19 protein-coding genes are annotated in these 22,812 nt (G+C 72.6%); 6 read left to right on the top strand and 13 right to left on the bottom strand.

Translation table 11 applies throughout. The features are described 5' to 3' along the window. Position 1 precedes the first annotated feature (1 nt). From ACZ4SW_RS28690 to ACZ4SW_RS28675, 4 genes are all read right to left on the bottom strand, one after another. A complete protein-coding gene (locus ACZ4SW_RS28690) occupies positions 2–421 on the bottom strand; it encodes a TadE family protein (RefSeq protein WP_468251420.1) in 420 nt (139 codons plus the stop codon). Then, on the bottom strand, positions 418–2,034 hold the full coding sequence (locus ACZ4SW_RS28685; protein WP_468251418.1) for an AAA family ATPase: 1,617 nt from the start codon (positions 2,032–2,034) through the stop codon (positions 418–420). Before ACZ4SW_RS28685 ends, ACZ4SW_RS28690 begins: the two co-directional genes overlap by 4 nt. Before the next feature lie 60 nt (positions 2,035–2,094). Then, entirely contained in the window at positions 2,095–2,808 is a 714-nt protein-coding gene (cpaB, locus tag ACZ4SW_RS28680; protein WP_468251416.1) for a Flp pilus assembly protein CpaB, read from the bottom strand. A 130-nt stretch (positions 2,809–2,938) separates the two neighbouring features. Next, positions 2,939–3,802, bottom strand: a complete 864-nt coding sequence (locus ACZ4SW_RS28675) for a hypothetical protein (RefSeq protein ID WP_468251414.1) — start codon at positions 3,800–3,802, stop codon at positions 2,939–2,941. 328 nt (positions 3,803–4,130) lie between these two features. Between ACZ4SW_RS28675 and ACZ4SW_RS28670 the strand changes: the two genes are divergently transcribed. Beyond that, entirely contained in the window at positions 4,131–5,831 is a 1,701-nt protein-coding gene (locus ACZ4SW_RS28670; protein ID WP_468251412.1) for a chitinase, read from the top strand. A gap of 132 nt (positions 5,832–5,963) precedes the next feature. On the opposite strand, the gene ACZ4SW_RS28665 is transcribed toward ACZ4SW_RS28670, so the two are convergent. Further along, positions 5,964–6,308 (bottom strand): peptidoglycan-binding domain-containing protein, encoded by a 345-nt coding sequence (locus tag ACZ4SW_RS28665; RefSeq protein ID WP_468251410.1) that lies wholly within the window; start codon positions 6,306–6,308, stop codon positions 5,964–5,966. An 82-nt stretch (positions 6,309–6,390) separates the two neighbouring features. Next, on the bottom strand, positions 6,391–6,732 hold the full coding sequence (locus ACZ4SW_RS28660) for a peptidase M23 (RefSeq protein WP_468251408.1): 342 nt from the start codon (positions 6,730–6,732) through the stop codon (positions 6,391–6,393). Between the two features lie 271 nt (positions 6,733–7,003). Between ACZ4SW_RS28660 and ACZ4SW_RS28655 the strand changes: the two genes are divergently transcribed. Beyond that, on the top strand, positions 7,004–10,852 hold the full coding sequence (locus ACZ4SW_RS28655) for an nSTAND1 domain-containing NTPase (protein WP_468251406.1): 3,849 nt from the start codon (positions 7,004–7,006) through the stop codon (positions 10,850–10,852). Positions 10,853–10,926: 74 nt separating this feature from the next. Here ACZ4SW_RS28655 and argG read toward each other — a convergent pair whose 3' ends face one another. Beyond that, positions 10,927–12,381: an argininosuccinate synthase gene (gene argG / locus ACZ4SW_RS28650; protein ID WP_468251404.1), complete on the bottom strand. Its 1,455-nt coding sequence runs from the start codon at positions 12,379–12,381 to the stop codon at positions 10,927–10,929. A 101-nt stretch (positions 12,382–12,482) separates the two neighbouring features. After that, complete coding sequence (locus ACZ4SW_RS28645) at positions 12,483–12,956, bottom strand: hypothetical protein (RefSeq protein ID WP_468251402.1); 474 nt, start codon at positions 12,954–12,956, stop codon at positions 12,483–12,485. A 137-nt stretch (positions 12,957–13,093) separates the two neighbouring features. Between ACZ4SW_RS28645 and ACZ4SW_RS28640 the strand changes: the two genes are divergently transcribed. After that, complete coding sequence (locus ACZ4SW_RS28640; RefSeq protein WP_468251400.1) at positions 13,094–13,609, top strand: SigE family RNA polymerase sigma factor; 516 nt, start codon at positions 13,094–13,096, stop codon at positions 13,607–13,609. 80 nt (positions 13,610–13,689) lie between these two features. Then, a complete protein-coding gene (locus ACZ4SW_RS28635; protein WP_468251398.1) occupies positions 13,690–14,934 on the top strand; it encodes a hypothetical protein in 1,245 nt (414 codons plus the stop codon). 13 nt (positions 14,935–14,947) lie between these two features. On the opposite strand, the gene ACZ4SW_RS28630 is transcribed toward ACZ4SW_RS28635, so the two are convergent. The 5 genes from ACZ4SW_RS28630 to ACZ4SW_RS28610 all read right to left on the bottom strand — a co-directional run bounded on the left by ACZ4SW_RS28630 (position 14,948) and on the right by ACZ4SW_RS28610 (position 19,682). Then, a complete protein-coding gene (locus tag ACZ4SW_RS28630) occupies positions 14,948–15,670 on the bottom strand; it encodes a hypothetical protein (protein WP_468251396.1) in 723 nt (240 codons plus the stop codon). A 110-nt stretch (positions 15,671–15,780) separates the two neighbouring features. Beyond that, positions 15,781–17,268 (bottom strand): GntP family permease, encoded by a 1,488-nt coding sequence (locus tag ACZ4SW_RS28625; RefSeq protein WP_468251394.1) that lies wholly within the window; start codon positions 17,266–17,268, stop codon positions 15,781–15,783. Positions 17,269–17,443: 175 nt separating this feature from the next. Continuing rightward, the gene (locus ACZ4SW_RS28620; protein ID WP_468251392.1) at positions 17,444–17,854 is read right to left on the bottom strand and encodes a RidA family protein; all 411 of its coding nucleotides are present in this window, start codon (positions 17,852–17,854) and stop codon (positions 17,444–17,446) included. Continuing rightward, complete coding sequence (locus ACZ4SW_RS28615) at positions 17,851–18,612, bottom strand: IclR family transcriptional regulator (protein WP_468251390.1); 762 nt, start codon at positions 18,610–18,612, stop codon at positions 17,851–17,853. Before ACZ4SW_RS28615 ends, ACZ4SW_RS28620 begins: the two co-directional genes overlap by 4 nt. Continuing rightward, complete coding sequence (locus tag ACZ4SW_RS28610; protein ID WP_468251388.1) at positions 18,609–19,682, bottom strand: sugar kinase; 1,074 nt, start codon at positions 19,680–19,682, stop codon at positions 18,609–18,611. The genes ACZ4SW_RS28615 and ACZ4SW_RS28610 overlap by 4 nt, the downstream gene beginning before the upstream one ends. 137 nt (positions 19,683–19,819) lie before the next feature. Here ACZ4SW_RS28610 and ACZ4SW_RS28605 point away from each other — a divergent pair, with 137 nt between their 5' ends. Further along, a complete protein-coding gene (locus ACZ4SW_RS28605; protein ID WP_468251386.1) occupies positions 19,820–21,085 on the top strand; it encodes an amino acid deaminase in 1,266 nt (421 codons plus the stop codon). Positions 21,086–21,102: 17 nt separating this feature from the next. Further along, on the top strand, positions 21,103–22,812 hold a 1,710-nt coding region (locus ACZ4SW_RS28600; protein WP_468251384.1), incomplete at its 3' end, for an N-acyl-D-amino-acid deacylase family protein.

Raw genomic sequence — 22,812 nt, 5'->3', positions numbered from 1 at the left:
GTCAGCTCCTCTCCGGGAGGATCGGGTCCGGATCGTTGGGCATGGTGGCGCGGCGGGTGACGGGGATCTTGTCGAAGAGGGGAATCACCGCGGGGACTTGGACGGTGACGGTGGCGGTGGTGGTGGCGCCAGGCCCCTTGGGCGCCTTCACGTCGGGGCTGAGCCACTCGCTGACGGACGCCAGGCCCGCGGCTGCCCCGTCCCTGTTCTGCGATGCGGCCCGGGCGGCTGCCCGCGCACCCGTCCCCGCCTGGCTGATCCCGTAACCGACGAGGCCGAGCTGGATGGCCGCCATGCCGATGACGAGGAGGATGGGCAGGAAGCCGGCGAATTCGAGCATGGAGACGCCGCGGTCGTCCCAGCGGCGGCGGGTGCGTCGTCCCGGCCGGGGCGCCTCCCGGCGGCGGAGAGGAGACCTCATGGGCTGTTCCCTTCCAGTGCCGCTCCTGCCGAGCCGACGACTTTCCAGCCGGGGTTGAGGCCCGGGAAGAAGAGCGGGACGTCCGCTTTGATCGTCGCCCTCATCACCGACCCTGCCGGGTCCGGCCTGCAGTGAATGTCCGCCCCCTGCCAGGCGTCCGGCAGGTGCTGGACCCCCGCCGACTGGCACGCTCCGTCCACATCGCCCTTCACGGCGTACGCCGCCGTCCCCGCCCGAGCCGCCTCGTCCGCCGCGTTGCCCGCCAGCGAGTACGTGTAGCCGTACAGCACGCACTCCCACAGCAGCGCCATCACGACCAGCAGCAGCGGGAACATCCCGGCGAACTCCAGCGTCACCGACCCCCGGTCGCCGCCCTTGCGCCACAGGCTCAGCGCGCCCCGGTCCGACGGCGCCTTCCGCCGTCGCCCGCCGCCCTCCTGGACCTTCACCAGCTCCAGCTCCCCCGCCAGCGCCCACAGCGCCTGCTTCACGGTGGAGCGGGCGTCGAGGTCCTGGAGGCGTCCGGCGTCCACGACCGCCTGGAGTTCCTTGAAGGCGGCCGGGATCACGGCGCGGGCCGCCTTGGTGCCGGTGACGCGTTCGACGAGGGCGGGCTGGATCTCCGTACCGCGTGCGTGCCGGTTGACGACGGTCAGCGTCTCCTCGGCCTTGCGGATCTGGAGGCGGTCCCACAGGCGGACCATCCGCTTGGCCGCGCGGACCGCGACCACGTCCGGGGTGACCAGCAGCAGCGCGTGGTCGGCGATCTCGACGGCCGCGGCGGTGGCGGCGGTCATCTGGGAGCCGCAGTCGACGATCACCACGTCGTGGCGGGAGCGCAGCGCGCCGAGGACCTGGCGGGTCACCCGGTCGGTGACCTCCTCGCCGCGCTCGCCCTCGGCGGGGGCGAGGAGCAGTCCGATGCCGCTGTCGTGCGTGTAGAGGGCGTCCTGGAGGACGCGCGGGTTGATGTCCGTGATCCCGGCGAGGTCGGCGACCGAGCGCCGGAACTGCACGTCGAGGTAGGAGGCGATGTCGCCGGACTGGAGGTCGAGGTCGACCAGCGCGACCGTGCGGCCCGAGGCGCGTGTGGCGAGCGCGAGGTGCACCGCGCACACCGTGGTGCCGACGCCGCCCTTCGCGCCGGTCACCGCGACCACGGTCCCGCCGGGTCCGCCGTACGACTCGGGTGCGCCGCTGCTCAGGTGGCGCCGCATGCCGGCGGACCAGGCGGCGGCGGCCTGGACGCGTTCGGCGAGGGCGTCGTAGCCGAGGGGCAGGGTGACGATGCCGCGGGCGCCGGAGTCCATCGCGGCGGTGAGCACGCCGGTGCTGGTGTCGGCGGTGACGAGGACGACGCCGACCGCCGGGAACCGCATCACCAGGTCGCGGATCAGGTCGAGCGCGGGCACCGGCCCGATCCGCTCGTGCACGAGGACGACCTCGGGCAGTTCGTCCAGGGAGTCCTGGGCCAGGCGCGCCAGGGTGTCGAGCAGGGCCGTGGAGTCGTGGACGGGCGGGGCGGGCTCGGCGTCGGGGAGCTGGCCGAGCAGGGTCGTGAGCGCGCGGGCGGAGTCGAGGTCACCGGCCGCGGGAAGGACACGGATGGTCATCGGCGACACCCCGCCCGGTCGGACGGCGTGGGGACCGGTACGGACCTCATGCGCGGCCTCCTACTTGTCCTGGTCGAGGGTGTATGTGCGGTCGCCCGGCGTGACCGTGGTCTGGGAGCCGCCCGCGACCAGGGCGAGCCGGACGTGTGTCGCGAAGGACTCGGCGTAGGCGACGCGCTGGGCGTCGGCCGTGTCGAGGGCGAAGGTGATGGGGACGGCCTCGGTGGCGGTGCGCTGCCGCTCGTCGCTGGACTGGCCGGGGTCGAGGGCGGTCAGCTTGCCGACGTTGAGGACGCGGGCGTTGGTGACGATGATCTTGGACTCGTCCTTGGCCTTGTCGTTCCGGGCCTTGAAGGTGGCGTAGATGTTGACCCGCGAACCGGGGTCGATCTGGCCCGCGACACCGGTGGAGGCGTCGATCATGATGGCGATCTCCTGCTGTCCCGGCTGGAGTTCGGGCCGGTCCACGATCATGTCGCTCTGGAGGAGGGAGCCCTGCTCCAGCCGGGTCACGGCGATCTTGCCGCGGATCCGCGCCAGGTCGGTGACGGCGGTGGCGGGCAGCCACCGCTTCGGCATGGAGATCTTCTGGAACTGGCCGGGGGTGAGTTCCTTGTAGGGATCGATGTCGCTCTTGAGGCGGTACGCCGTGACCTCGGGGCCGACCTTGGAGTTCACGTCGCGGATCACCGACAGCACCCCGGCGAAGGCGCCGACGGCGGCGAGGGCCGAGAGGACCAGCAGGATGACGCCGCGGCGCTGGCGTGAGTTCATGACGCGGACAACCTCGATGGGAGCGGGGGAACGGCGGGTCGGGCGGTCAAGCGGTCGGACGGTCAAGCGGTCGGACGGTCGAGCGGTCGAACGTTGTGCGAAGCGTGCTGCGGAGTCGTACGCATGACGCCTACGTGCCGCCGCGCGGCAGGGCGGCGCGGACGGTGGCGGCCGGTTGCTGTTCGGGGGGCGGCGGGAGGGGCGCGGCGCAGAAGCCGCAGCGGTCGCCGATGAGTTCCAGCCCGCACCAGTGGCAGATCTCGCGCCGTACGGAGGACACGAGCTGGTAGAGCACGGACACGTCGTGCAGGCCGGCCGCGAACTCGACGAGCCGGTTCGTCCCCCACCAGCGGGGGGACTCCTGGGGAAGGGGCACGGTCCCGACGCCCTGGACCCGCCAGGCGGGTGCGAGGGAGGCGGTGACCCAGTCGGAGGGCGGCTGCCCGGCGGCGACGAGCATCCGGGTGCCGAACTCGGGGCCCGGTAACTCCTCCTGCCCCACGCGGACGAGCTGGGGGCGGGGGCCCGCGAGGACGGCGAACTGGGCGCCCGGCACCCAGGACTTGGCGTGGGACGTGAGCGGGACGGGGACGCGGTCCAGCCTGGTGACCGAGCCGAGGAGGGCGCCGGCGTAGATGTAGTGGGCGAGCAGGCGCACGGACGACGCCAGGACACCGGGACTGAAGTCGCAGACCGAGAGCTGGCGCAACTGCTGGGCGAGCAGGGCGAGTCCGAGCGGGGGCAGGTCGACGCCGAGCAGTGCGACGCGGTCGCTCTCCAGGACGGAGCGGACGGTGCGCAGCCGCTGCACGGCCGGGTCGTCGCCGGCGGCGGGGTGCAGGGCGATGACGTATCCGTGCTGCTCGATCAGCGCGTGCATGGCGGTCAGGGACGCCTCCAGCGTGGGCTGGGGCTGGACGGCGGCGGGCGGCGTCTGGCGGTCGAGCGGCGGGAGCACCAGGTCGGGACTGGTGACGGCTATCGCGGTCGGCACGGCTGCTCACCACCCCGTTCACTGCGGCGGGGTGGTCGACCACCGCCTCAGATCGCCCCTGTGACGTCCTGTTGCATCGTCCTGCAACAGCACCATATCCACGGCATGCCCCGCTCAACACAGAATCTCGAAGATCATCTCACCGAAGGTGCGGACATGATCGACACAGAGTAGGGGCATATGCCCCAACTCGCCTCGTCGGCTGGAAGGTTGAAAGCGCAGGAACCCTTGACACCGGGATTGGTCTGGACCAAATTCATGGGGCATCAGGCGGTGGCCACCGTTCCGCAATGCCCTCCTGCCCTCTCTCCCCACATCGGAGGCCGAAGTGGACCGCGTTCCAGCCCTACCCCGCCGCAGACGGACCCTCGCGGGGGCCGCCGTCGCCGCGCTCGCCCTCTCCTTGCTGGGCGCCGGCCACGCGGCCGCGGCGGATGTGAACAACGCGAAGAACGCCGGCTTCGAGTCGGGCCTCGCCGACTGGACCTGCTCGGCGGGCAGCGGCACGACGGTGTCCTCCCCCGTGCACGGCGGCACGGCCGCGCTGAAGGCGACGCCCGCGGGCCAGGACTACGCGCAGTGCGCCCAGACGGTGACGGTGAAGCCGAACTCGACGTACACGCTGAGCGCATGGGTGCAGGGCGGGTACACCTACCTGGGCGCCACGGGGACCGGCACGACGGACGTCTCGACGTGGACGCCCGACTCGGCGAGCTGGAAACAGTTGTCCACGACGTTCACGACGGGCGCCTCGACGACGTCGGTGACGGTGTATCTGCACGGCTGGTACGGGCAGGCGGCGTACTACGCGGACGACGTGTCGGTGTACGGCCCGGACGGCGGCGGGGGCGGGGGCCCGTCCCCCACGGTCCCGTCGCCCCCGACGGGCCTGGCGGTGTCCGGCACGACGTCCTCCTCCGTGTCCCTGTCCTGGAACGCGGTCACGGGCGCGACGGGCTACAACGTGTACCGGGGCGGCACGAAGGTGACGTCGGCGAGCGGCACGTCCGCGACGGTGACGGGCCTGTCCCCCTCGACGTCGTACTCCTTCCAGGTGACGGCGACGAACGCGGCCGGCGAGTCGGCCAAGTCGGCGGCGGTGACGGCCACGACGGCGGCGACCGGCGGCGGGGGCGGTACCGGGCTCCCGAAGCACGCGGTGACGGGCTACTGGCAGAACTTCGACAACGGCGCCACGGTGCAGCGGCTCTCGGACGTGCCGTCGCAGTACGACATCATCGCGGTGGCGTTCGCGGACGCGACGAGCACGCCGGGAGCCGTGAGCTTCACCCTCGACTCGGCCGGCCTGGGCGGCTACACGGTGGACCAGTTCAAGGCGGACGTCGCCGCCAAGAAGGCCGCGGGCAAGAAGGTGGTCGTCTCGGTCGGCGGCCAGAACGGCACGGTGTCGGTGAACGACGCGACGTCGGCGGCGAACTTCGCGAATTCGGTGTACGCGCTGATGCAGACGTACGGCTTCGACGGCGTCGACATCGACCTGGAGAACGGCCTCAACGCGACCTACATGTCACAGGCACTGCGGCAGCTCTCGTCGAAGGCGGGCCCGTCCCTGGTGATCACGATGGCCCCGCAGACGATCGACATGCAGTCGACGTCGAACGCGTACTTCCAGACCGCCCTGAACGTCAAGGACATCCTCACGGTCGTCAACACCCAGTACTACAACAGCGGTTCCATGCTGGGGTGCGACGGCAAGGTGTACGCGCAGGGCTCGGTGGACTTCCTCACGGCCCTGGCGTGCATCCAGCTCCAGGGCGGCCTGTCCCCGTCCCAGGTGGGCCTCGGCGTCCCGGCCTCGACGAGCGCGGCGGGCAGCGGCTACGTCTCGCCCTCGGTGGTGAACAACGCACTGGACTGCCTGGCGAGGGGAACGAACTGCGGCACGTTCAAGCCGTCCAGGACGTACCCGGACCTGCGGGGCGCGATGACGTGGTCGACGAACTGGGACGCCGCGTCCCAGAACGCCTGGTCGAACTCGGTGGGCCCGCACGTGCACGCGTTGCCGTAGGAGTCACGGGGCACCGGCGGGCGACGACGGCCGCGTGACGAGGCGCCGGGCCCCGGACATCTCACGTCCGGGGCCCGGCGCCCTCCGCCTCCCCCTGTGGCGTCGGGACCCGGTGGTCCCACGAGCCGGCGCTCAGGTGCCGTAGAGCGCGGCCCAGGTGTGCTCGCCGACCTTGCCGTCGACGGTGAGGTGGTGATCCGACTGGAAGCTCCTCACCGCGTGCAGGGTGTGGTCGCCGAACTTCCCGTCGATGTCGCTCACGGTGAGGTAGTGCCAGTGGGACAGCAGACACTGCGCCTGCTGCACCCGTGGGCCCTTGTCGCCGTAGACCGTCAGCGCGTTGCCGCTGTAGTACGCGCACGCGTAGGCCGGTGTGACGGGGGCCGCCACCGCGGTGCCGGCGGCCAGACCGGCGCCCGTGAAGGCCAGCACTGCGGCCGCGGCGGTCACACCGAGGCGATTGGCGGTACGTCGCATGGAAGGGGTACCTCCCGGTGGTCGGTGACGTTCATGGGATCCGCCCGGTGGCGGTGCACGGCGCTGCTCGCCCGCCGGCCTGTCAGCAGTCCGGAACGCCCGATATCTTCCGGCCCCCCTGCAGGTACACGTTGCTCACCCAGGCGTAGTCACTGCCCGTCGTGAGCGTCACCTTGCTCCACCAGGGGTTGGTTCCCCCGTTGGGGTCGGGTACCGCGGTGGTGTTCTTGTCGGTCTGGCAGTAGTCGTAGAGGTGGATGTGCGACACCGTGGCGAGGATCGCGGCGCTGGTCCTGGGTGCCGCCCGCAGATGGACGTCGGTGGCGTAGAGGTACACCGTCTTGCGGGCGGGCTGCTGCACCGAGGCCCCTTGGGCCGCCTGGGCGGCCGGGGAGGCGAGCAGTCCCCCCAGGGCCAGGCTCACGGTGGCGGCTCCTACGAGTAAACGCTTGCCGGAATTCATGAGACTCCTTTTCCCGTGCCCGTCGGATACGGGCCGTTCACGGCATGGACGTGCGTGGGGAATCAGCCCCGGCGAGCAGACGCGACCCCCACCGGGCGAGCCGGCGGAGCGGGGACCGCGGCCGCCGGTGCATCGGTTGTACTGCCGTTTCGTTGTCCGGAATCGGGGGTTGGATGCCGGACGACAAGGTCCGGACAATGGGCCGGTCATCCGATCCCGGAGGAGGTACGGGGTGCCACGTGCCGAGCGTCCTTTGGCGGACGACGACGGCGTGCTGACCGTTTTCGCAGCCGACCTGCGCCGATTACGGGCGAAGGCGGGCGGTCCGCCCTACCGGGAACTGGCGCGCCGGGCCCACTACTCGTCCACGACCCTCGCGGACGCCGCGGCGGGGCGGAAACTGCCCAGCCTGGCCGTCACCCTGGCGTATGTGCGGGCCTGTGACGGTGACGCGGCCGAGTGGGAGGCCCGCTGGCGGGCCACTGCCGCCGAACTCGCGGCCGAGGACCGGGCGCTCCCCGAACCCGCCGACACCGGAAGCCGGGGTCCCTACGCGGGCCTCGCGGCGTTCCAGCCCGAGGACGCCGAATGGTTCTTCGGACGCGAACGCCTCACCGACGACCTGGTCTCCCGTGTCCGCGACCACCGCTTCCTCGCGGTGTTCGGAGCCTCCGGGTCGGGCAAGTCGTCGCTGTTGCGGGCCGGCCTGCTGCCCGCGATCGGTGCGGTCGATCCGGGGAAGGGCGCATGGCGCACGGTGCTGCTCGTGCCCGGCCCGCATCCGCTGGAGGAGTGCGCCGCCCGACTGGCCGCACTGAGCGGAGGATCGGCCACGGCACTGTCGGAGGAACTCGGGGACAAGCCGCGCGCCCTGCACCTGACGGCGCTGCAGATCCTCGCCGGCCGGCCCCCGGACAGCGAACTCCTCCTGGTCGTGGACCAGTTCGAGGAGGTCTTCACCCTCTGCGCGAGCGCACGGGAACGCGCCGCGTTCATCACCGCACTGGTCACCGCCGCCCAGGCCGCCAACAGCCGCACCCGCGTCGTGATCGGCGTCCGGGCCGACTTCTACGCCCGCTGCTCGGAACATCCGGACCTCGTCGAGGCGTTGCGCGACGCCCAACTGCTCGTCGGCCCGATGACCACCGACGAGCTGCGCCGCGCCGTCAGCCGGCCCGCCGTGCAGGCCGGCTGCACGGTCGAGACCTCCCTGCTGGCCCGCGTCGTCGCCGACGCCACGGGCCAGGCCAACGCCCTGCCCCTGGTCTCGCACGCCCTGCGGGAGACCTGGCGCCGTCGCCGCGGCACCACCCTCACCCTGTCCGGCTACGAGGCCGCCGGCGGTATCCGGCACGCTCTCGCCCAGACCGCGGAGACCGTCTTCGCGGGCCTGACTCCCCAGGAGCAGCACCTGGCCCGCGCGCTCTTCCTGCGCCTGGTGGCCCTCGGCGAGGGCACCGACGACACGAAACGACGTGTCCCGCGCGCGGACCTGGACGCCCTGGCCCACCCCGGCACCGGCGCCGTCCTGGACGCACTGGCCCGGGCGCGCCTCGTCACGCTCGACACCGACACCGTCGAGATCACCCACGAGGCACTGCTCCAGGCGTGGCCGCGGCTGGCCGGCTGGCTGAACGAGGACCGGGCAGGACTGCTCACGCACCAGCGGCTGACGGCCGCCGCCACCGCCTGGGAGCGTGAGCACCGCGACCCGAGCCTCCTGTACCGCGGCAGCCAGCTCGCCACGGCCACCGAATGGGCCGGACGCCATCGCGGCGACCTCCTGCTCGGTGAACGGGTCCGGGACTTCCTGAGGGCGTCGGTCCGGCAGGAACGCCGGTCCGTCCGGTTGCGCCGGGCCGCGGTCGCCGTCCTGGCCGTCCTGGCGGTCCTGGCCTCCACGGCCGCCGTCGTCGCGTTCCAGCAGCGCGGCACCGCACGGGCGGAGCGCGATGCCGCCATATCCCGCGAGATCACCGCCAGGTCCGAGCAGTTGGAGAGCAACGACGTGTCGCTCGCCGCACGTCTCAGCCTGGCCGCGTACGGGCTGCGGCCCTCACCCGAGCTCTACACCAGGCTGCTCGGCACTGAGAACACGCCCCTCGCGACCACGCTGACCGGCCATACCGACACCGTTTTCGCCGTGGCCTACAGTCCCGACGGGCGCACCTTGGCCACCGCGGGCGCCGACGGCACCGTGCGCCTGTGGAACGTGACCGACCCCACCCACCCCGTCCCCTTCGGCAAACCCCTCAAGGACCGCATCGGCTGGGTGTACTGGCTGGCCTTCAGCCCCGACGGCCGCACCCTGGCCGCTGCGGGCCGCGAACGGGAAGTGCGCCTGTGGAACGTCACCGACCCCGCCCACCCCGCCGTCTGGGGGCCGCCCCTGACGGGCCACACCGGCTATGTGTTCTCCGTGTCGTTCAGCGCCGACGGCCGGATCCTCGCCACCGCGAGCTACGACCACACGCTGCGGCTGTGGAACGTGTCGGACCCCGCGCACGCCACGCCCATCGGTCCGGCCCTGACCGGCCACGTGGGGGCGGTGGCCTCCGCGGCGTTCGGCCCGGCGGGACGCGTGCTCGCCAGCGCCGGCCACGACCACACCGTCCACCTGTGGAACATGGCGGACCCCGCTCGCCCCGCGCCCCTCGGACCGCCGCTGAAGGGCCACACGGACACCGTCTACGCGGTGGCCTTCAGCCCCGACGGACGCGTCCTGGCCAGTGTCGGCAACGACCACACCGTGCGCCTGTGGGACGTGTCCCGCCCGGCGCACGCCATGCCGATGGGCCATCCGCTGACCGGCCACACCGACTCCGTGTACGCCGTGGCGTTCAGCCCGGACGGGCAGACGCTCGCCACGGCCGGGGCCGACCAGACGGTTCGCCTGTGGAACGTCTCCGACCCCGAACACCCCTCGCCGCTCGGCGAGCCGCTGACCGGCCACACCGACTACGTGTACTGGCTGGCCTTCAGCCCCGACGGCCACACGCTCGCCAGCGCGTCCCGCGACCACACGGTCCGCCTGTGGAGCCTGCCCCGCACCCGTCTGGCCGCCCCGGGCCCCGTCGACGCCGTCGCCTTCAGCCCCAGCGGTCATGTTCTGGCCACCGGGGGGACCGGCCAGAGCACGAAGCTCTGGGACGTCACCGACCCCGGACGTCCCAGGACGCTGGCGGCGCTGCCGGGCCCCGCGGCAACCGTCCCCAGCGCGGCCTTCGGCAGGAACGGTCATGTGCTGGCCACGGCCGGCACCGACGGCACCGTGCACCTGTGGAACGTGGCCGATCCCCGGCACCCGGCCGGCCTGCGGGTGCTGACGGGGCACACCGGACCGGTCACGCGCGTGGCGTTCAGCCCGGACGGGCGTGTCCTGGCCGCGGCCGGCGCCGACCGGACCGTGCGACTGTGGGACGTCGCCGACCCGGGGCAGGCTCGCGGTCTGGGCGTCCTGCGCGGCCACACCGACAGCGTCGACGCGCTCGCGTTCAGCCCCGACGGGCACGTCCTGGCCAGCGCGGGCTCCGACGACACGCTGCGCCTGTGGAACACCTCCGACCCGGCACGGGCCCGGCTGTTCCGGCCGGCGGTGCAGACGGACAGCGGCGGCATCCGGGCCGCGGCCTTCAGCCCGGACGGTCACACCCTGGCCACCGCGAGCGCCGACCACACCGTACGGCTGTGGAACGTCACCGACCCGGCCCACTGCACCGCCCTGGGGCAGCCGCTCGCCGGCCACACCAGCTTCGTCGACTCCCTGGCCTTCAGCCCGGACGGCCGCGTCCTGGCCAGCGGTGGCGACGACCGGACGGTACGCCTGTGGGACGTGTCCCGCCCGGCGCACGCCACCGCCGTCGGCTCGGCCGTCACCGGGCACAGCGGAACCGTCAACGACCTGGCCTTCAGCCCGGACGGACGCCTCCTGGCGACCTCCGCCGACGACCGCACCGTCGAGCTGACGCACGTCGGCGTCGAGGCGCCCCTCCAGCGGATCTGTGCCACCACCCGCAACGCCCTCACGCCGGAGCAGTGGCAGCGGATCCTCCCCGATCTCCCGTTCCGTTCCCCGTGTTGAGGCGGCCCCGGTCCGCACAGGCGAACGGCCCGCCGCCCCGGTGAGGGCGGCGGGCCGTCGGCGTGCGGACGGGATCAGTCGGTGCCCGACTCGATCGCGGCGTGGTCGAGGAGCTGGTCCTCTTCGGCGGTGCCCTCGCCGCGGGAGGCGATCGTCTCCGCGCCGCCCTCGGGCATCGCGCCGATCAGCCCGGTCGAGGCCGCCTGCGCGGCGCCGATCAGCGCCGGGTCCGGGCTGCCGCCGACCATGCCGAGCCGGGCGTACTGCTCCAGCTTGGCGCGGGAGTCGGCGATGTCGAGGTTGCGCATCGTGAGCTGGCCGATGCGGTCGACCGGGCCGAAGGCGGAGTCCTCGGTCCGCTCCATGGAGAGCTTGTCCGGGTGGTAGCTGAACGCGGGTCCGGTCGTGTCCAGGATCGAGTAGTCCTCGCCGCGCCGCAGCCGCAGCGTCACCTCACCGGTGACCGCCGTCCCCACCCAGCGCTGCAGCGACTCGCGCAGCATCAGCGCCTGCGGGTCCAGCCAGCGGCCCTCGTACAGCAGCCGGCCGAGGCGACGGCCCTCGGTGTGGTAGCTGGCGAGCGTGTCCTCGTTGTGGATCGCGTTGACCAGGCGCTCGTACGCCGCGTACAGCAGCGCCATGCCCGGGGCCTCGTAGATGCCGCGGCTCTTCGCCTCGATGACGCGGTTCTCGATCTGGTCGCACATGCCCATGCCGTGGCGGCCGCCGATCGCGTTGGCCTCCAGGACCAGGTCCACCGGGGAGGCGAACTCCTTGCCGTTGATGGTGACCGGCCGGCCCCGCTCGAAGCCGATGGTGACGTCCTCGGGGGTCACCTCGACCTCCGGGTCCCAGAACCGCACGCCCATGATGGGCTGCACGATCTCGATGCCCGTGTCGAGGTGCTCCAGGGACTTGGCCTCGTGCGTCGCGCCCCAGATGTTGGCGTCGGTCGAGTACGCCTTCTCCGTGCTGTGCCGGTAGGGCAGGTCCCGCTCCAGCAGCCACTCGGACATCTCCTTGCGGCCGCCGAGCTCGCTGACGAAGTCGGCGTCGAGCCACGGCTTGTAGATGCGCAGGGAGGGGTTGGCGAGCAGGCCGTAGCGGTAGAAGCGCTCGATGTCGTTGCCCTTGAAGGTGGAGCCGTCGCCCCAGATCTGGACGTCGTCCTCGAGCATCGCGCGCACCAGCAGGGTGCCCGTGACGGCCCGGCCGAGCGGGGTGGTGTTGAAGTAGACGCGGCCACCGGAGCGGATGTGGAAGGCGCCGCAGGCGAGGGCCGCGAGCCCCTCCTCCACGAGCGCGGACCGGCAGTCGACCAGCCGGGCGACCTCGGCGCCGTACGCCGTGGCACGCCCGGGCACGGAGGCGATGTCGGGCTCGTCGTACTGGCCGAGATCGGCGGTGTAGGCGCAGGGCACGGCGCCCTTCTCACGCATCCACGCGACCGCGACAGAGGTGTCGAGGCCGCCTGAGAAGGCGATCCCGACGCGTTCACCGACAGGCAGGGAAGTCAGCACCTTGGACACGAGGATAAGTGTATGCACACTCTCGCATGATTATGCAACCCGCCGTCCCGACGGCCTCCTCCGGAGCCCGCACGGTCTGCCGACGGTGATCACGTCACGGGTCAGACCATGGGGCGGTAGTGCCCCAGTACCGCCCCGAGTTGGGCGCACCACTCCCGCAGCGTCTCCCGGCGCCTGGCGTCCACCACACACTCGAACATCCGGCCGTCGATGTGGACCACCGCCACCATCAGCACCTTGCCGTTGGGGCCGGGGCGGTAGTGGACGCTGCGGATCACCTGCCAGGGGAACTCCGACGTACGGCCGAGCATCTCGAAGGCGACACCCGTGGCGTCCACGACCACGGAGTTCAGGCGGTCGGCGGCGAGGAAGTCCGGCCCCGCGGGCGCGGGGGGCGTCGGCGGAGCCGGGGGCTGGGACGACGGGTACTGCGGGTACTGCGGGCCCGACGGGCTCGGCGGATGAGACGGGTTCTGCGCGTACGGCCCGTACGCCGGCGGCGGGCCGAAGCCCGGCGGGCCCTGGGGAGCGGGCTGGTGGCCGTACCCGGGCGGCCCGTATCCCGGCTGGTGCATCCTGGTCGTCCCCTCGCCTCTCGCTCGTACGGCGACCAGTATCCCGGGCCGCCCAAGCCGGTTGAAACATTTCCCCGGGCCCACCGCATCAAGGAGACGTGAGGGCGGCACGGCACGACAAGGCATCGGGGGAACGCATGAGACAGGGCCGCAGCGACGGGTACCAGGAGTTCGCCGCCGCGCGCGCCGGGCATCTGTACCGGTCCGCCTGTCTGCTCACCGGAGGTGACACCCACCTCGCCGAGGACCTCGTCCAGGAGACGCTGGGCCGGGTGTACCTCCGCTGGGGCCGGATCTCCCGTGCCGACAACCCCGCCGCCTACACCCAGACCGTCCTCACCCGCACCTTCCTCGCCCACCGCAGGCGCCACAGCAGCCGCAAGGAGCGCGCCACCGACGTACTCCCGGACGTGGCCGATCCGGGCCCGGCGGGCGACGCCCCGCTGCGGCTCACCCTCCTCGAGGCGCTCGGCCGGCTGTCCGCCAAGGACCGCGCCGTGGTCGTCCTGCGGTACTGGGAGGACCGCAGCATCGAGGAGACGGCCGCCGCGATGAACACCAGCTCGGCCGCCGTACGCACCCGCTGCGTCCGCGCCCTCGCCCGGCTGCGCGCTCTGCTGGGCGACGCCCTCAGTGAGTACGCGAGTCCCTGACCCGTCGCCGGTCGCCTCGCCGTCCCACCGGCCCCGCCGGTCCCCACCACCACCCATCCCGCAGAAACGGCGGTTTTGCCATGCCCGTTGAAGAGCACGACCCCTTCGAGGACCGGTTCGCCGCGGCCCTGCGCCAGGCCGGCGGCGGCTTCGAGACCCACCAGCAGGACCTGGCCGCCCGCGGCGAGACGCACGGCCGGAGGCTGCGCCGGCGCCGGGCCGCCCTCGCGGGCAGCGTGACCGGAGTCGCGCTGATCGGACTGGGCGGGGCGCTGGTCCTGCCCGGTGCCCGCACGGACGGCGGGCAGGGCCGGAACTCCGTGGCCGACAGCCCCTCGGCTCCGCCGATGACCCGCCCGGCCACCGTGACCGGGGACGATCTCGTCCGCACCCTGGAGTCGCTGCTTCCGAAGGGCACGTTCAGCGACGCGGCCGGGCGGGGCACCGAGAAGCCGGGGCCCTACGCCCGGGTCGTCTACGACGACGGCAAGGGGAAGGCCGCCGTCTCCGTCTCGTTGGACCGCGTGCAGCCCGGCGGCAGCCGCGCTCTGGAGACCACCGCGTGCCCCGACAAGATGTTCGTCGCGTACGACGCCTGCTCCACGAGCAAGCTCGCCGACGGTTCGACGCTCATGATCCTCCAGGGCTACGAGTACCCGGACCGCCGCGTCGACACGAAGATGTGGACCGCTCAACTCGTCACCCCGAAGGGGCAGAACGTCAGCGTCCAGGAGTGGAACTCCCCCGCCGAGAAGGACGCGCCCATCACCCGTGACCTGCCTCCCCTCTCACCCGCCGACCTCAAGGCGCTCGTCACCGCGCGCCAGTGGCGCACCGCCGCGGACACCATCCCCGTCGACCCCCGGGTGCCGACGGCCGAGCCCGGCACGCCGCAGGGTGCCCCCGGCGGTTCGGTGTCCAAGACGCTCGCCGCCCTCCTGCCCGAGGGACTCAAGGTCGTCAGGAAGAGCGTCGCGGACCCCGGGTTCGGTTACGTCGTCGTGGACGACGGCAACGGCGCGAGCATGGTGCAGGTCAACGTCCAGGCGGACATGTCGGACGCCGCGGGCCAGCTCTTCGGCTCCCACTCCAGGACCCTGCCCGACGGCACCAGGGTCGCCTGGCATCAGAAGCCCGGCGAGAAGGGCGGCGAGGGGGTCGTCATGTGGACGGTCGACACCATGCGTCCCGACGGCCGCCGTGTGGTGATCAGCGCCTTCAACTCCGGCTCGCAGACCACCGCCGCCACCCGGACGGCCCCCGCGCTCACCATGAAGCAGATGGAGGCCATCGCCACGAGCGCGAAGTGGTACACGCGCGGCTGAAGCCGCGCGGGTGTCAGTCGCCGTCCTCGGGAACGTCCTTGCCGGGGGCGTCCGTCTCGACAGCGTCCTTCTCGCGGGCGTCCGTCTCGGGAACGTCCTTCTCGGGGGCGGCCGTTTCCTCCTCGCCGTCCTCGAAGTAGGCGTCCAGCACCTCGTCGAGCCGGGCCTCCCACTCCTTGAAGCGGGCGCGGGAGTCGGCCTCGATCTCGATGGGGTACCAGCGGCGTTCCGGGGTGTGCACGGTCACCGTGAACCGCTTCCCGAAGCGCGCGGTCTCCGTCTCCACGGCGCCGATCTCGTCCCAGCGGAACTCGCACTCCTGGTCGTCCAGACGGAGCCGTACACCGCTTTGGTCCGCGACGATCCGCGCACGGCGGTCGGCGGCCTCGAAGACGGGGCCGTCGGCGGCCTCCCGCTCCTCGGCGGGGGCCTCCGCCGCGACCTCCTGCTCCGGCTCCCCGGCGGCGGCCGCCTTGTCCGGAACCGCGTCCTCCGGCGCTACGGAGTCCTCCGCCGCCACGGACTCCTCCGCCGCCACGGAGTCGTCCGGCTCCACGGAGTCGTCCGGCGCCACGGAGTCGTCCGGCTCCACGGAGTCGTCCGGCTCCACGGAGTCGTCCGGTTCGACGGAGTCCTTCCGGTCCACGGACACGGATGAGGTGAGCCCGGGGATGAAGGCCGGGTCGACCCCGGCGCCGTCCAGGGGCTGGCTGCTCGAACCAATGCGCTGCTCCACAGCGGGCAGTATGGTCGAAGATCCTGTGCCGGACACAGCCAGCCCCACCATCGTTATACGAATCCCACCCGGCGTCTTACGTCTTCACGTCTCACATCCGCACCGGACGCCTACACGAAGACGCTCACCAGCGCGGCCACCGCGAACCCGGCCACCGACAGCACGCTCTCCAGCACGGTCCACGTCCGCAGCGTGTCCCGTTCGCTGATCCCGAAGTACTTGGCGACCATCCAGAAGCCGCCGTCGTTCACGTGCGAGGCGAAGATCGAGCCGGCGGAGATGGCCATGATGACCAGGGCCGTGAACGCCTGCGAGTGGTGGCCCTCCGTCAGCAGCGGGGCGACGATGCCCGCCGTCGTGACGATCGCGACCGTCGCCGAGCCCTGGGCCACGCGCAGGACCAGGGAGATCAGGTACGCCAGCACGAGCACCGGCAGGCCCACGTCGTGGAACGTGTCGGAGAGCGCCTGCGCGACCCCGCTGCCCTTGAGGACGGCGCCGAAGACGCCGCCCGCGCCGACCACCAGCAGGATGTTGCCGATCGGCTTGAGCGAGGCGGTGGACACCGTCTCCAGGGACTTGCGGGACCAGCCGCGGCGGATGCCCAGGAGGTAGTACGCCAGCAACAGCGCGATCGTCAACGCCACGAAGGGGTGGCCGAAGAACTCGATGACCGAGCGGCCGGTCGAGGGGTCGAAGGCGATCGAGGAGAAGGTGGCGAGGAGGATCAGGACCAGGGGCGTTCCGATGATCGTGAAGACGATCGGGAGCGGCACCGGCTTCTCCGGCGGGGTCACGCCGGCCGCCCGCTGCTCCCGCTCGAGCGCCGCCTTGGCCTCCTCGGCCGCCTCGACCATGTCCTGCGGCACGGGGACGAAGATCCGCCTGCCGATCCACGCGGACCACGCCCACGCGGCCAGCACGGCCGGGATGCCGCAGACGATGCCCATCAGGATGACCATGCCGAGGTCGACCTTCAGCAGACCTGCGGCGGCGACCGGGCCGGGGTGCGGCGGCAGGAACGCGTGGGTCATGGACAGGCCCGCGAGCAGCGGCAGACAGTAGAGCAGGATCGACCGGCCGCCCCGCTTCGCCGCCGCGTACACGATCGGCGCGAGGACGAAGATGCCGACGTCGAAGAAGACCGGGATGCCGAAGATCAGTCCGGTCAGGCCCATGGCGAGCGGGGCGCGCCGCTCGCCGAACAGGCCCAGCAGCCTGGACGCCAGCACCTCGGCGCCGCCGGAGACCTCCAGGACGGCGCCGAGCATCGTGCCGAGGCCGATGATGATGGCGACATGGCCGAGGGTGCCGCCCATGCCGGACTCGATGAGGGAGACGGCGTCGGAGCGCTGGACCGTGCCGAAGAGTTCGGTGACCGACAGGCCGGCGCCGAGGCCGACGGCTATGGAGACCGCGAGCAGCGCCACGAAGGGCTGGAGTCTCACCTTGATGATCAGGACGAGCAGCAGTGCGATGCCGAGGGCGGCGACGGTGAGCAGGCCGGCGGTGCCGTGGACGAGGGCGAGCAGGCCGCCGGTGTGGGGTGGGGGCGGTGGTGTGGGGGACGCCGCGAGTACGGAGTAGGGCATGGGCATGACAGGGGGTCCTCTTGCTTGTCGTAATTCCATGGAGTTTCGGCGCAGGGGTGATCGCGGCGCGGCGCCCGGGCGGGGTGGGCGCCGCGCCGTGACGGCGTACGGCGACGGAGAGCGGGGGCGCGGGGGGTGCGGGGGGGTGCGGGGGGTGCGGGGATGCGGAACCGGCGGGGTGTCAGCCGAGGACGGCCAGCGCGTCGATCTCGATCAGGAGGCCGGCCGGGAGGCCCACGTAGACGGTGGTCCGGGCGGCGGGGGGCTGGGTGAGGCCCTGCTCCTCGAAGTAGGCGTTGTAGATCTCGTTCATCTCGGCGAAGTGGTCCACGTCCGTCAGATAGACGCGGATCATCATCACGTCGTCCCAGGAGGCGCCGCCCTCCTGGAGGATCGCCTCGACGTTGGCGAGGGTCTGGAGGGTCTGCTCGCGCAGGGTGGGGCCCGCGGGCGTGGGCGGCTTGCCCTCCTCGGCGGGCAGGAAGCCGACCTGGCCGGCCACCTGGAGGATGTTCCCCTTCTTCACGCCGTGCGAGAACTTCGCGGGCGGGGTGGTGTGCGTCTTCGGGGTCAGGGCGATCTTGTCGGTCATTCGGCGTCCTTGGCTCGTGTCTTGCCGGAGTACTCCCGGCTGATGGCGTCCGCGGTACGGCGCACCAGGGGGAGCAGGGTGAGGAGTTCGTCGGCGGTGACGACGACGTTGGGCGCGGAGACCGACATGGCCGCGGCGACCCGCCCGTCGGCGCCGCGGATGGGGGCGGCCACACAGTTGATGGACTCCTCGTGGCCGCCGAGGTCGGTGGCCCAGCCCTGTTCGCGCACGGTCGCCAGCTCGCGCAGGAAGGCGGCGGCGTTCGGGGTCGAACGGGACGTGTACAGGGGATAGTCGAGCTTCTCCGCGACCGCGCGGCGCTCGGCTTCGGGCAGGTCGGCGAGGAGGAGCTTGGCGACGGCGGCGACGGTGATGGCCACCGGCCTGCCGATCCGGGAGTACATGCGGACCGGGTAGCGGCTGTCCACCTTGTCGATGTAGAGGACCTCGTTCTCCTCGTGCACGGCGAGGTGGACGGTGTGGCCGCACTCCTCGTTGAGGCGCACCAGGTGGGGGTGGGCGATCTCGCGGATGTCGAGGTTCTCCATCGCCTCTTGGGCGAGGGCGAAGAGCCGGGCGCCGAGGCGGTAGCGCTGGTCGGACTGGCGGTAGACCAGTCCGTGCTCGTCGAGGGTGCGCAGCAGGCGCAGCGCGGTGGACTTGTGCACGCCGAGCCGGTCGGCGACCCGCCCGAGGTCGGCGGGTCCCTCGGCGAGCAGCGGCAGGATGCTCAGCGCCCGGTCGACGGTCTGGCTCATGGCGTAGGTACCTCCTCCTCGGCCCGCGGTGCGGCTTCGGTCCAGCCGGGGCCGAGTCGAAGTGTCCCCCACGCGGTGTCGTCGAGGGCGGCCAGGCGGTCGGCGTGGTCGCGGGCGGGGGGCACGGCGAGGTCTCCGGGGACGGTGAGCGCGGCGGCGGCCATCAGGTGGCCGTGGCGCAACCGGTCCCGGACGGGCAGCCCGCGCAGGGTCGCGGAGAGGAAACCGGCGGCGAAGGCGTCCCCGGCTCCGACGGCGGCCACGACGTCGACGTGCAGCGCGGGCACGAAGGTGGCGGTCCCCCGGGCGTCCCCGGCCGGGCCGTCGGTGTCCTTGCCGAACGCCGTCGCCCCGTCCCGGCCCTGTTTGACGACGACGATCTCCGGTTCGGGCAGCGCCTCCCGGACGGCCCGGGCGCCGTGCAGCCCCCACGCCTGGCGGGCCTCGTCGTCCCCCACGAACACGATGTCCGCGCCGCGCGCGAGGTCCAGCAGCACCCGCGCTCCCGCCGCGTCGCGCCACAGCCCGGGACGGTGGTTGACGTCGAAGGAGACCACCGGGCGGCCGGGGCGGGGTGCGGTCAGCTCGCGCATCAGGTCCAGGCAGGGCCCGGACAGCGCGGCCGTGATCCCGGACAGGTGCAGCACGCGGCAGGCGCGCACGGCGTCCAGGTCGACGGTGTCCGCCGCCATCGCGGAGGCCGCCGAACCGGCCCGGTAGTACGCCACCTCGTGGGCGTCGGTGGCCCGGTCCCCGGCCGTGCGGAAGTAGATGCCGGTGGGCCGCGTCGCGTCCCGCCGTACGGAGGACACGTCCACGCCGTAGGCCCCGATGGTCTCCACGAGGTGGTCGCCGAAGCCGTCCGCGCCGACCCGGCTCACCCAGCGCACGGAGTGCCCGACGGCCGCGAGCACGCAGGCCACATTGGACTCGGCGCCGCCGATGGCCCGGTCGAAGGACGGAACGTCGGCGAGCCGCCCCGGGACCGCGGGCAGGAACGTGACCATGGACTCGCCGAGGGCGACGACGTCCACGACGTCGGGGGCCTTGCGGGATCCGGCGGTGGTCACGATGGTCGTAGCTCCTCGGTGGGGTGCGGGTTCGGTCGGCGTCCGTTGACCCGGCGTCGGCCGAGATGTTAGACAGCCGTAAGCGACATACGCAATGGACGTTGCACATATTGCAACGTACCTGATCAGGAGGGTCCATGGGCATGGAGGCGCTCGTCCGCCTGGCCGAGGAACGCGTCGACCACCGCTTCAAGGGCCTCCCACCGGACGCCGACGGCCTGACCGTGGGCGAGCTGGCCGCCCAGCGCCGCAATCTGTTCACCGGGGGATTCACCACGCCGCTGCTGGCGCTGTCCGCCGAGCGCCTGGAGCACAACCTGACGCTCATGGGGACGTACGCCTCCCGCCACGGTCTCGCCTTCGCCCCGCACGGCAAGACGACGATGGCCCCGCAGCTCTTCCACCGGCAGCTCGAGCACGGCGCGTGGGGCATCACGCTCGCGGTCCCCCACCAGGTGCGGGTGGCACGGGAGTTCGGCGTGCAGCGGGTGTTCCTCGCCAACGAACTCGTCGACCCCGCGGCCCTGCGCTGGGTCGCCGACCGGCTCGCGGCGGACGCGGACTTCCGGTTCATCTGTTACGTCGACTCCGTCCGCGGCGTGGAACTCATGGACGCGGCGCTGGCGGGAACCGCCCGCCCGCTGGACGTGGTCGTGGAGCTCGCCGCCGGCGAGGGCGCCCGCACCGGTGTGCGCACGGAGGCGGAGTGCACGGCGATCGCGGACGCGGTGGCCGCCACCAGGACGCTGCGCCTGGTGGGGGTCGCCGGGTACGAGGGCGAGGTGCCGCAGCCCGACCCGGACCGGGTGCGCGCGTGGCTGCGCCGGCTGGTCGCGCTGGCCGTCGACCTCGACATGGCGGGGCGCTTCGCCGCAACCGACGAGATCGTGGTGAGCGCGGGCGGCAGCGCCTGGTTCGACGCGGTGGCGGACGTCTTCGCGGAGATCCCCGAACTCTCCGCGTCCGTCCTGAAGTTGCTCCGCTCCGGCGCCTACGTCTCGCACGACGACGGCCACTACCGCAGGATCACCCCGTTCACCCGGATCCCGGAGGAGGGCGCGCTGGAGCCGGCGTTCCGCCTGTGGGCGCAGGTGGTGTCGCGGCCCTCCCCCGACCAGGCGTTCGTCAACGCGGGGAAACGGGACGCCGCCTACGACCTGGACCTGCCCTTCGCCCAGGTGGTGCGCCGGGGCGGCGAGGAGCGGCCGGCCACCGGCGTCTCGGTGACCGCCCTGTCCGACCAGCACGCCTGGCTGCGCACCACGCCCGAGGCGGACGTCGAGGTCGGCGACTGGGTCGGCCTCGGCCTGTCGCACCCGTGCACCTCGTTCGACAAGTGGCAGCTCATCCCGGTGGCGGAGGCGGACGGCACGGTCGTCGACTACATCCGCACCTTCTTCTAGGAGGCCCGGTGGACGGTATGGACCCTGTGGACTTCCACGACCTCGCCGATCTCGTCATCCGGGACGCCAACGTCGTCGACGGCAGCGGCGACCCCTCCTACCGCGCCGATGTGGCGGTCAAGGACGGCAGGATCGTCTCGATCGTCAAGGAGGCCGCCCAGGCGGGCTGCCAGCGCCCCCGGGCGGTCCGGGAACTGGACGCCGAGGGCCTGGCCCTGGCCCCCGGCTTCATCGACATGCACGCCCACAGCGACCTCGCCCTGCTGCGCGACCCGGACCACAGCGCCAAGGTCGCGCAGGGCGTGACGCTGGAGGTCGTCGGGCAGGACGGGCTGTCGTACGCCCCGGTCGACGACCGCACGCTCGAGGAGGTGCGCCGCGCCATCACCGGCTGGAACGGGTACGGCGACGACATCGACTTCACCTGGCGGACCGTGGGCGAGTACCTGGACCGCCTGGACGAGGGCATCGCGGTCAACGCCGCCTATCTGATCCCCCAGGGGACGGTCCGGATGCTGGCCGTCGGCTGGGAGGACCGGGAGGCGACGCCCGAGGAGCTGGACCGGATGCGGCGACTGGTCGCCGAGGGCATGGAACAGGGCGCGGTCGGCATGTCGTCCGGGCTCACCTACACGCCCGGCATGTACGCGAAGGACGCCGAACTCACCGAGCTGTGCCGGGTGGTGGCCGCCTACGGCGGCTACTACTGCCCCCACCACCGCAGTTACGGGGCGGGCGCCCTGGAGGCGTACGAGGAGATGGTGGCCCTGGCCCGGGAGGCCGGCTGCCCGCTGCACCTGACGCACGCCACCATGAACTTCGGCGTGAACGAGGGCCGCGCCCCCGAGCTGCTCTCGCTGCTCGACGAGGCCCTGGCGGCCGGCGCCGACATCACACTGGACACCTACCCCTACACCCCCGGCTCCACGACGCTGGCGGCGCTGCTGCCGAGCTGGGCGAGCGAGGGCGGCCCGGCGGAGATCCTCAGGCGGCTCGCCGATGACGGGACGGCCGAGCGGATCCGGCACGACATGGAGGTCGTGGGCGCCGACGGCTGCCACGGCGTGCCCGTCGAGTGGGACACCGTCGAGATCTCCGGTGTGAACGACCCGGCGCTCGCGTCGTACGTGGGCCGGACCGTGCGGGAGTCGGCGGACCTGCGCGGCGAGAGCCCGTGGACCCTCGCCCGCCGCCTGCTGACCGAGGACCGGCTCGGCTCGACGATCCTCCAGCACGTGGGCCACGAGGAGAACGTGCGGGCGATCATGCGGCACCGCGTGCACACCGGCGGATCGGACGGCATCCTCCAGGGCGACAAACCGCACCCGCGGGCGTACGGGACCTTCCCGCACTATCTCGGCCACTACGTACGCGAGTTGGGGGTGCTGTCCCTGGAGGAGTGCGTGGCGCATCTGACCGGCCGTCCGGCGGCCCGGCTCCGCCTGCCGGACCGCGGCCTGGTGCGCGAGGGCTACCGTGCCGACCTGGTGCTCTTCGACCCGGCGACGGTCGCGGCGGGCTCCACCTTCGAGCGGCCGCGCACGCTGCCGACGGGCATCCCGTACGTCCTGATCGACGGCCGTTTCGTGATCGAGGACGGACGCAGGACGGATGTGCTGGCGGGGGGGGGGGGGGGGGGGGGGGGGGGGGGGGGGGGGGGGGGGGGGGGGGGGAGGGGGGAGGGGGGGTGGGGGGGGGGGGGGGGGGAGGGGTGGGTTTTGCTTTCT

The sequence above is a fragment of the Streptomyces sp. NPDC028331 genome (genome assembly GCF_055565775.1).
Note: the sequence above shows the minus strand (reverse complement) of the source record. Positions and strands in the feature narration are given on the sequence as shown.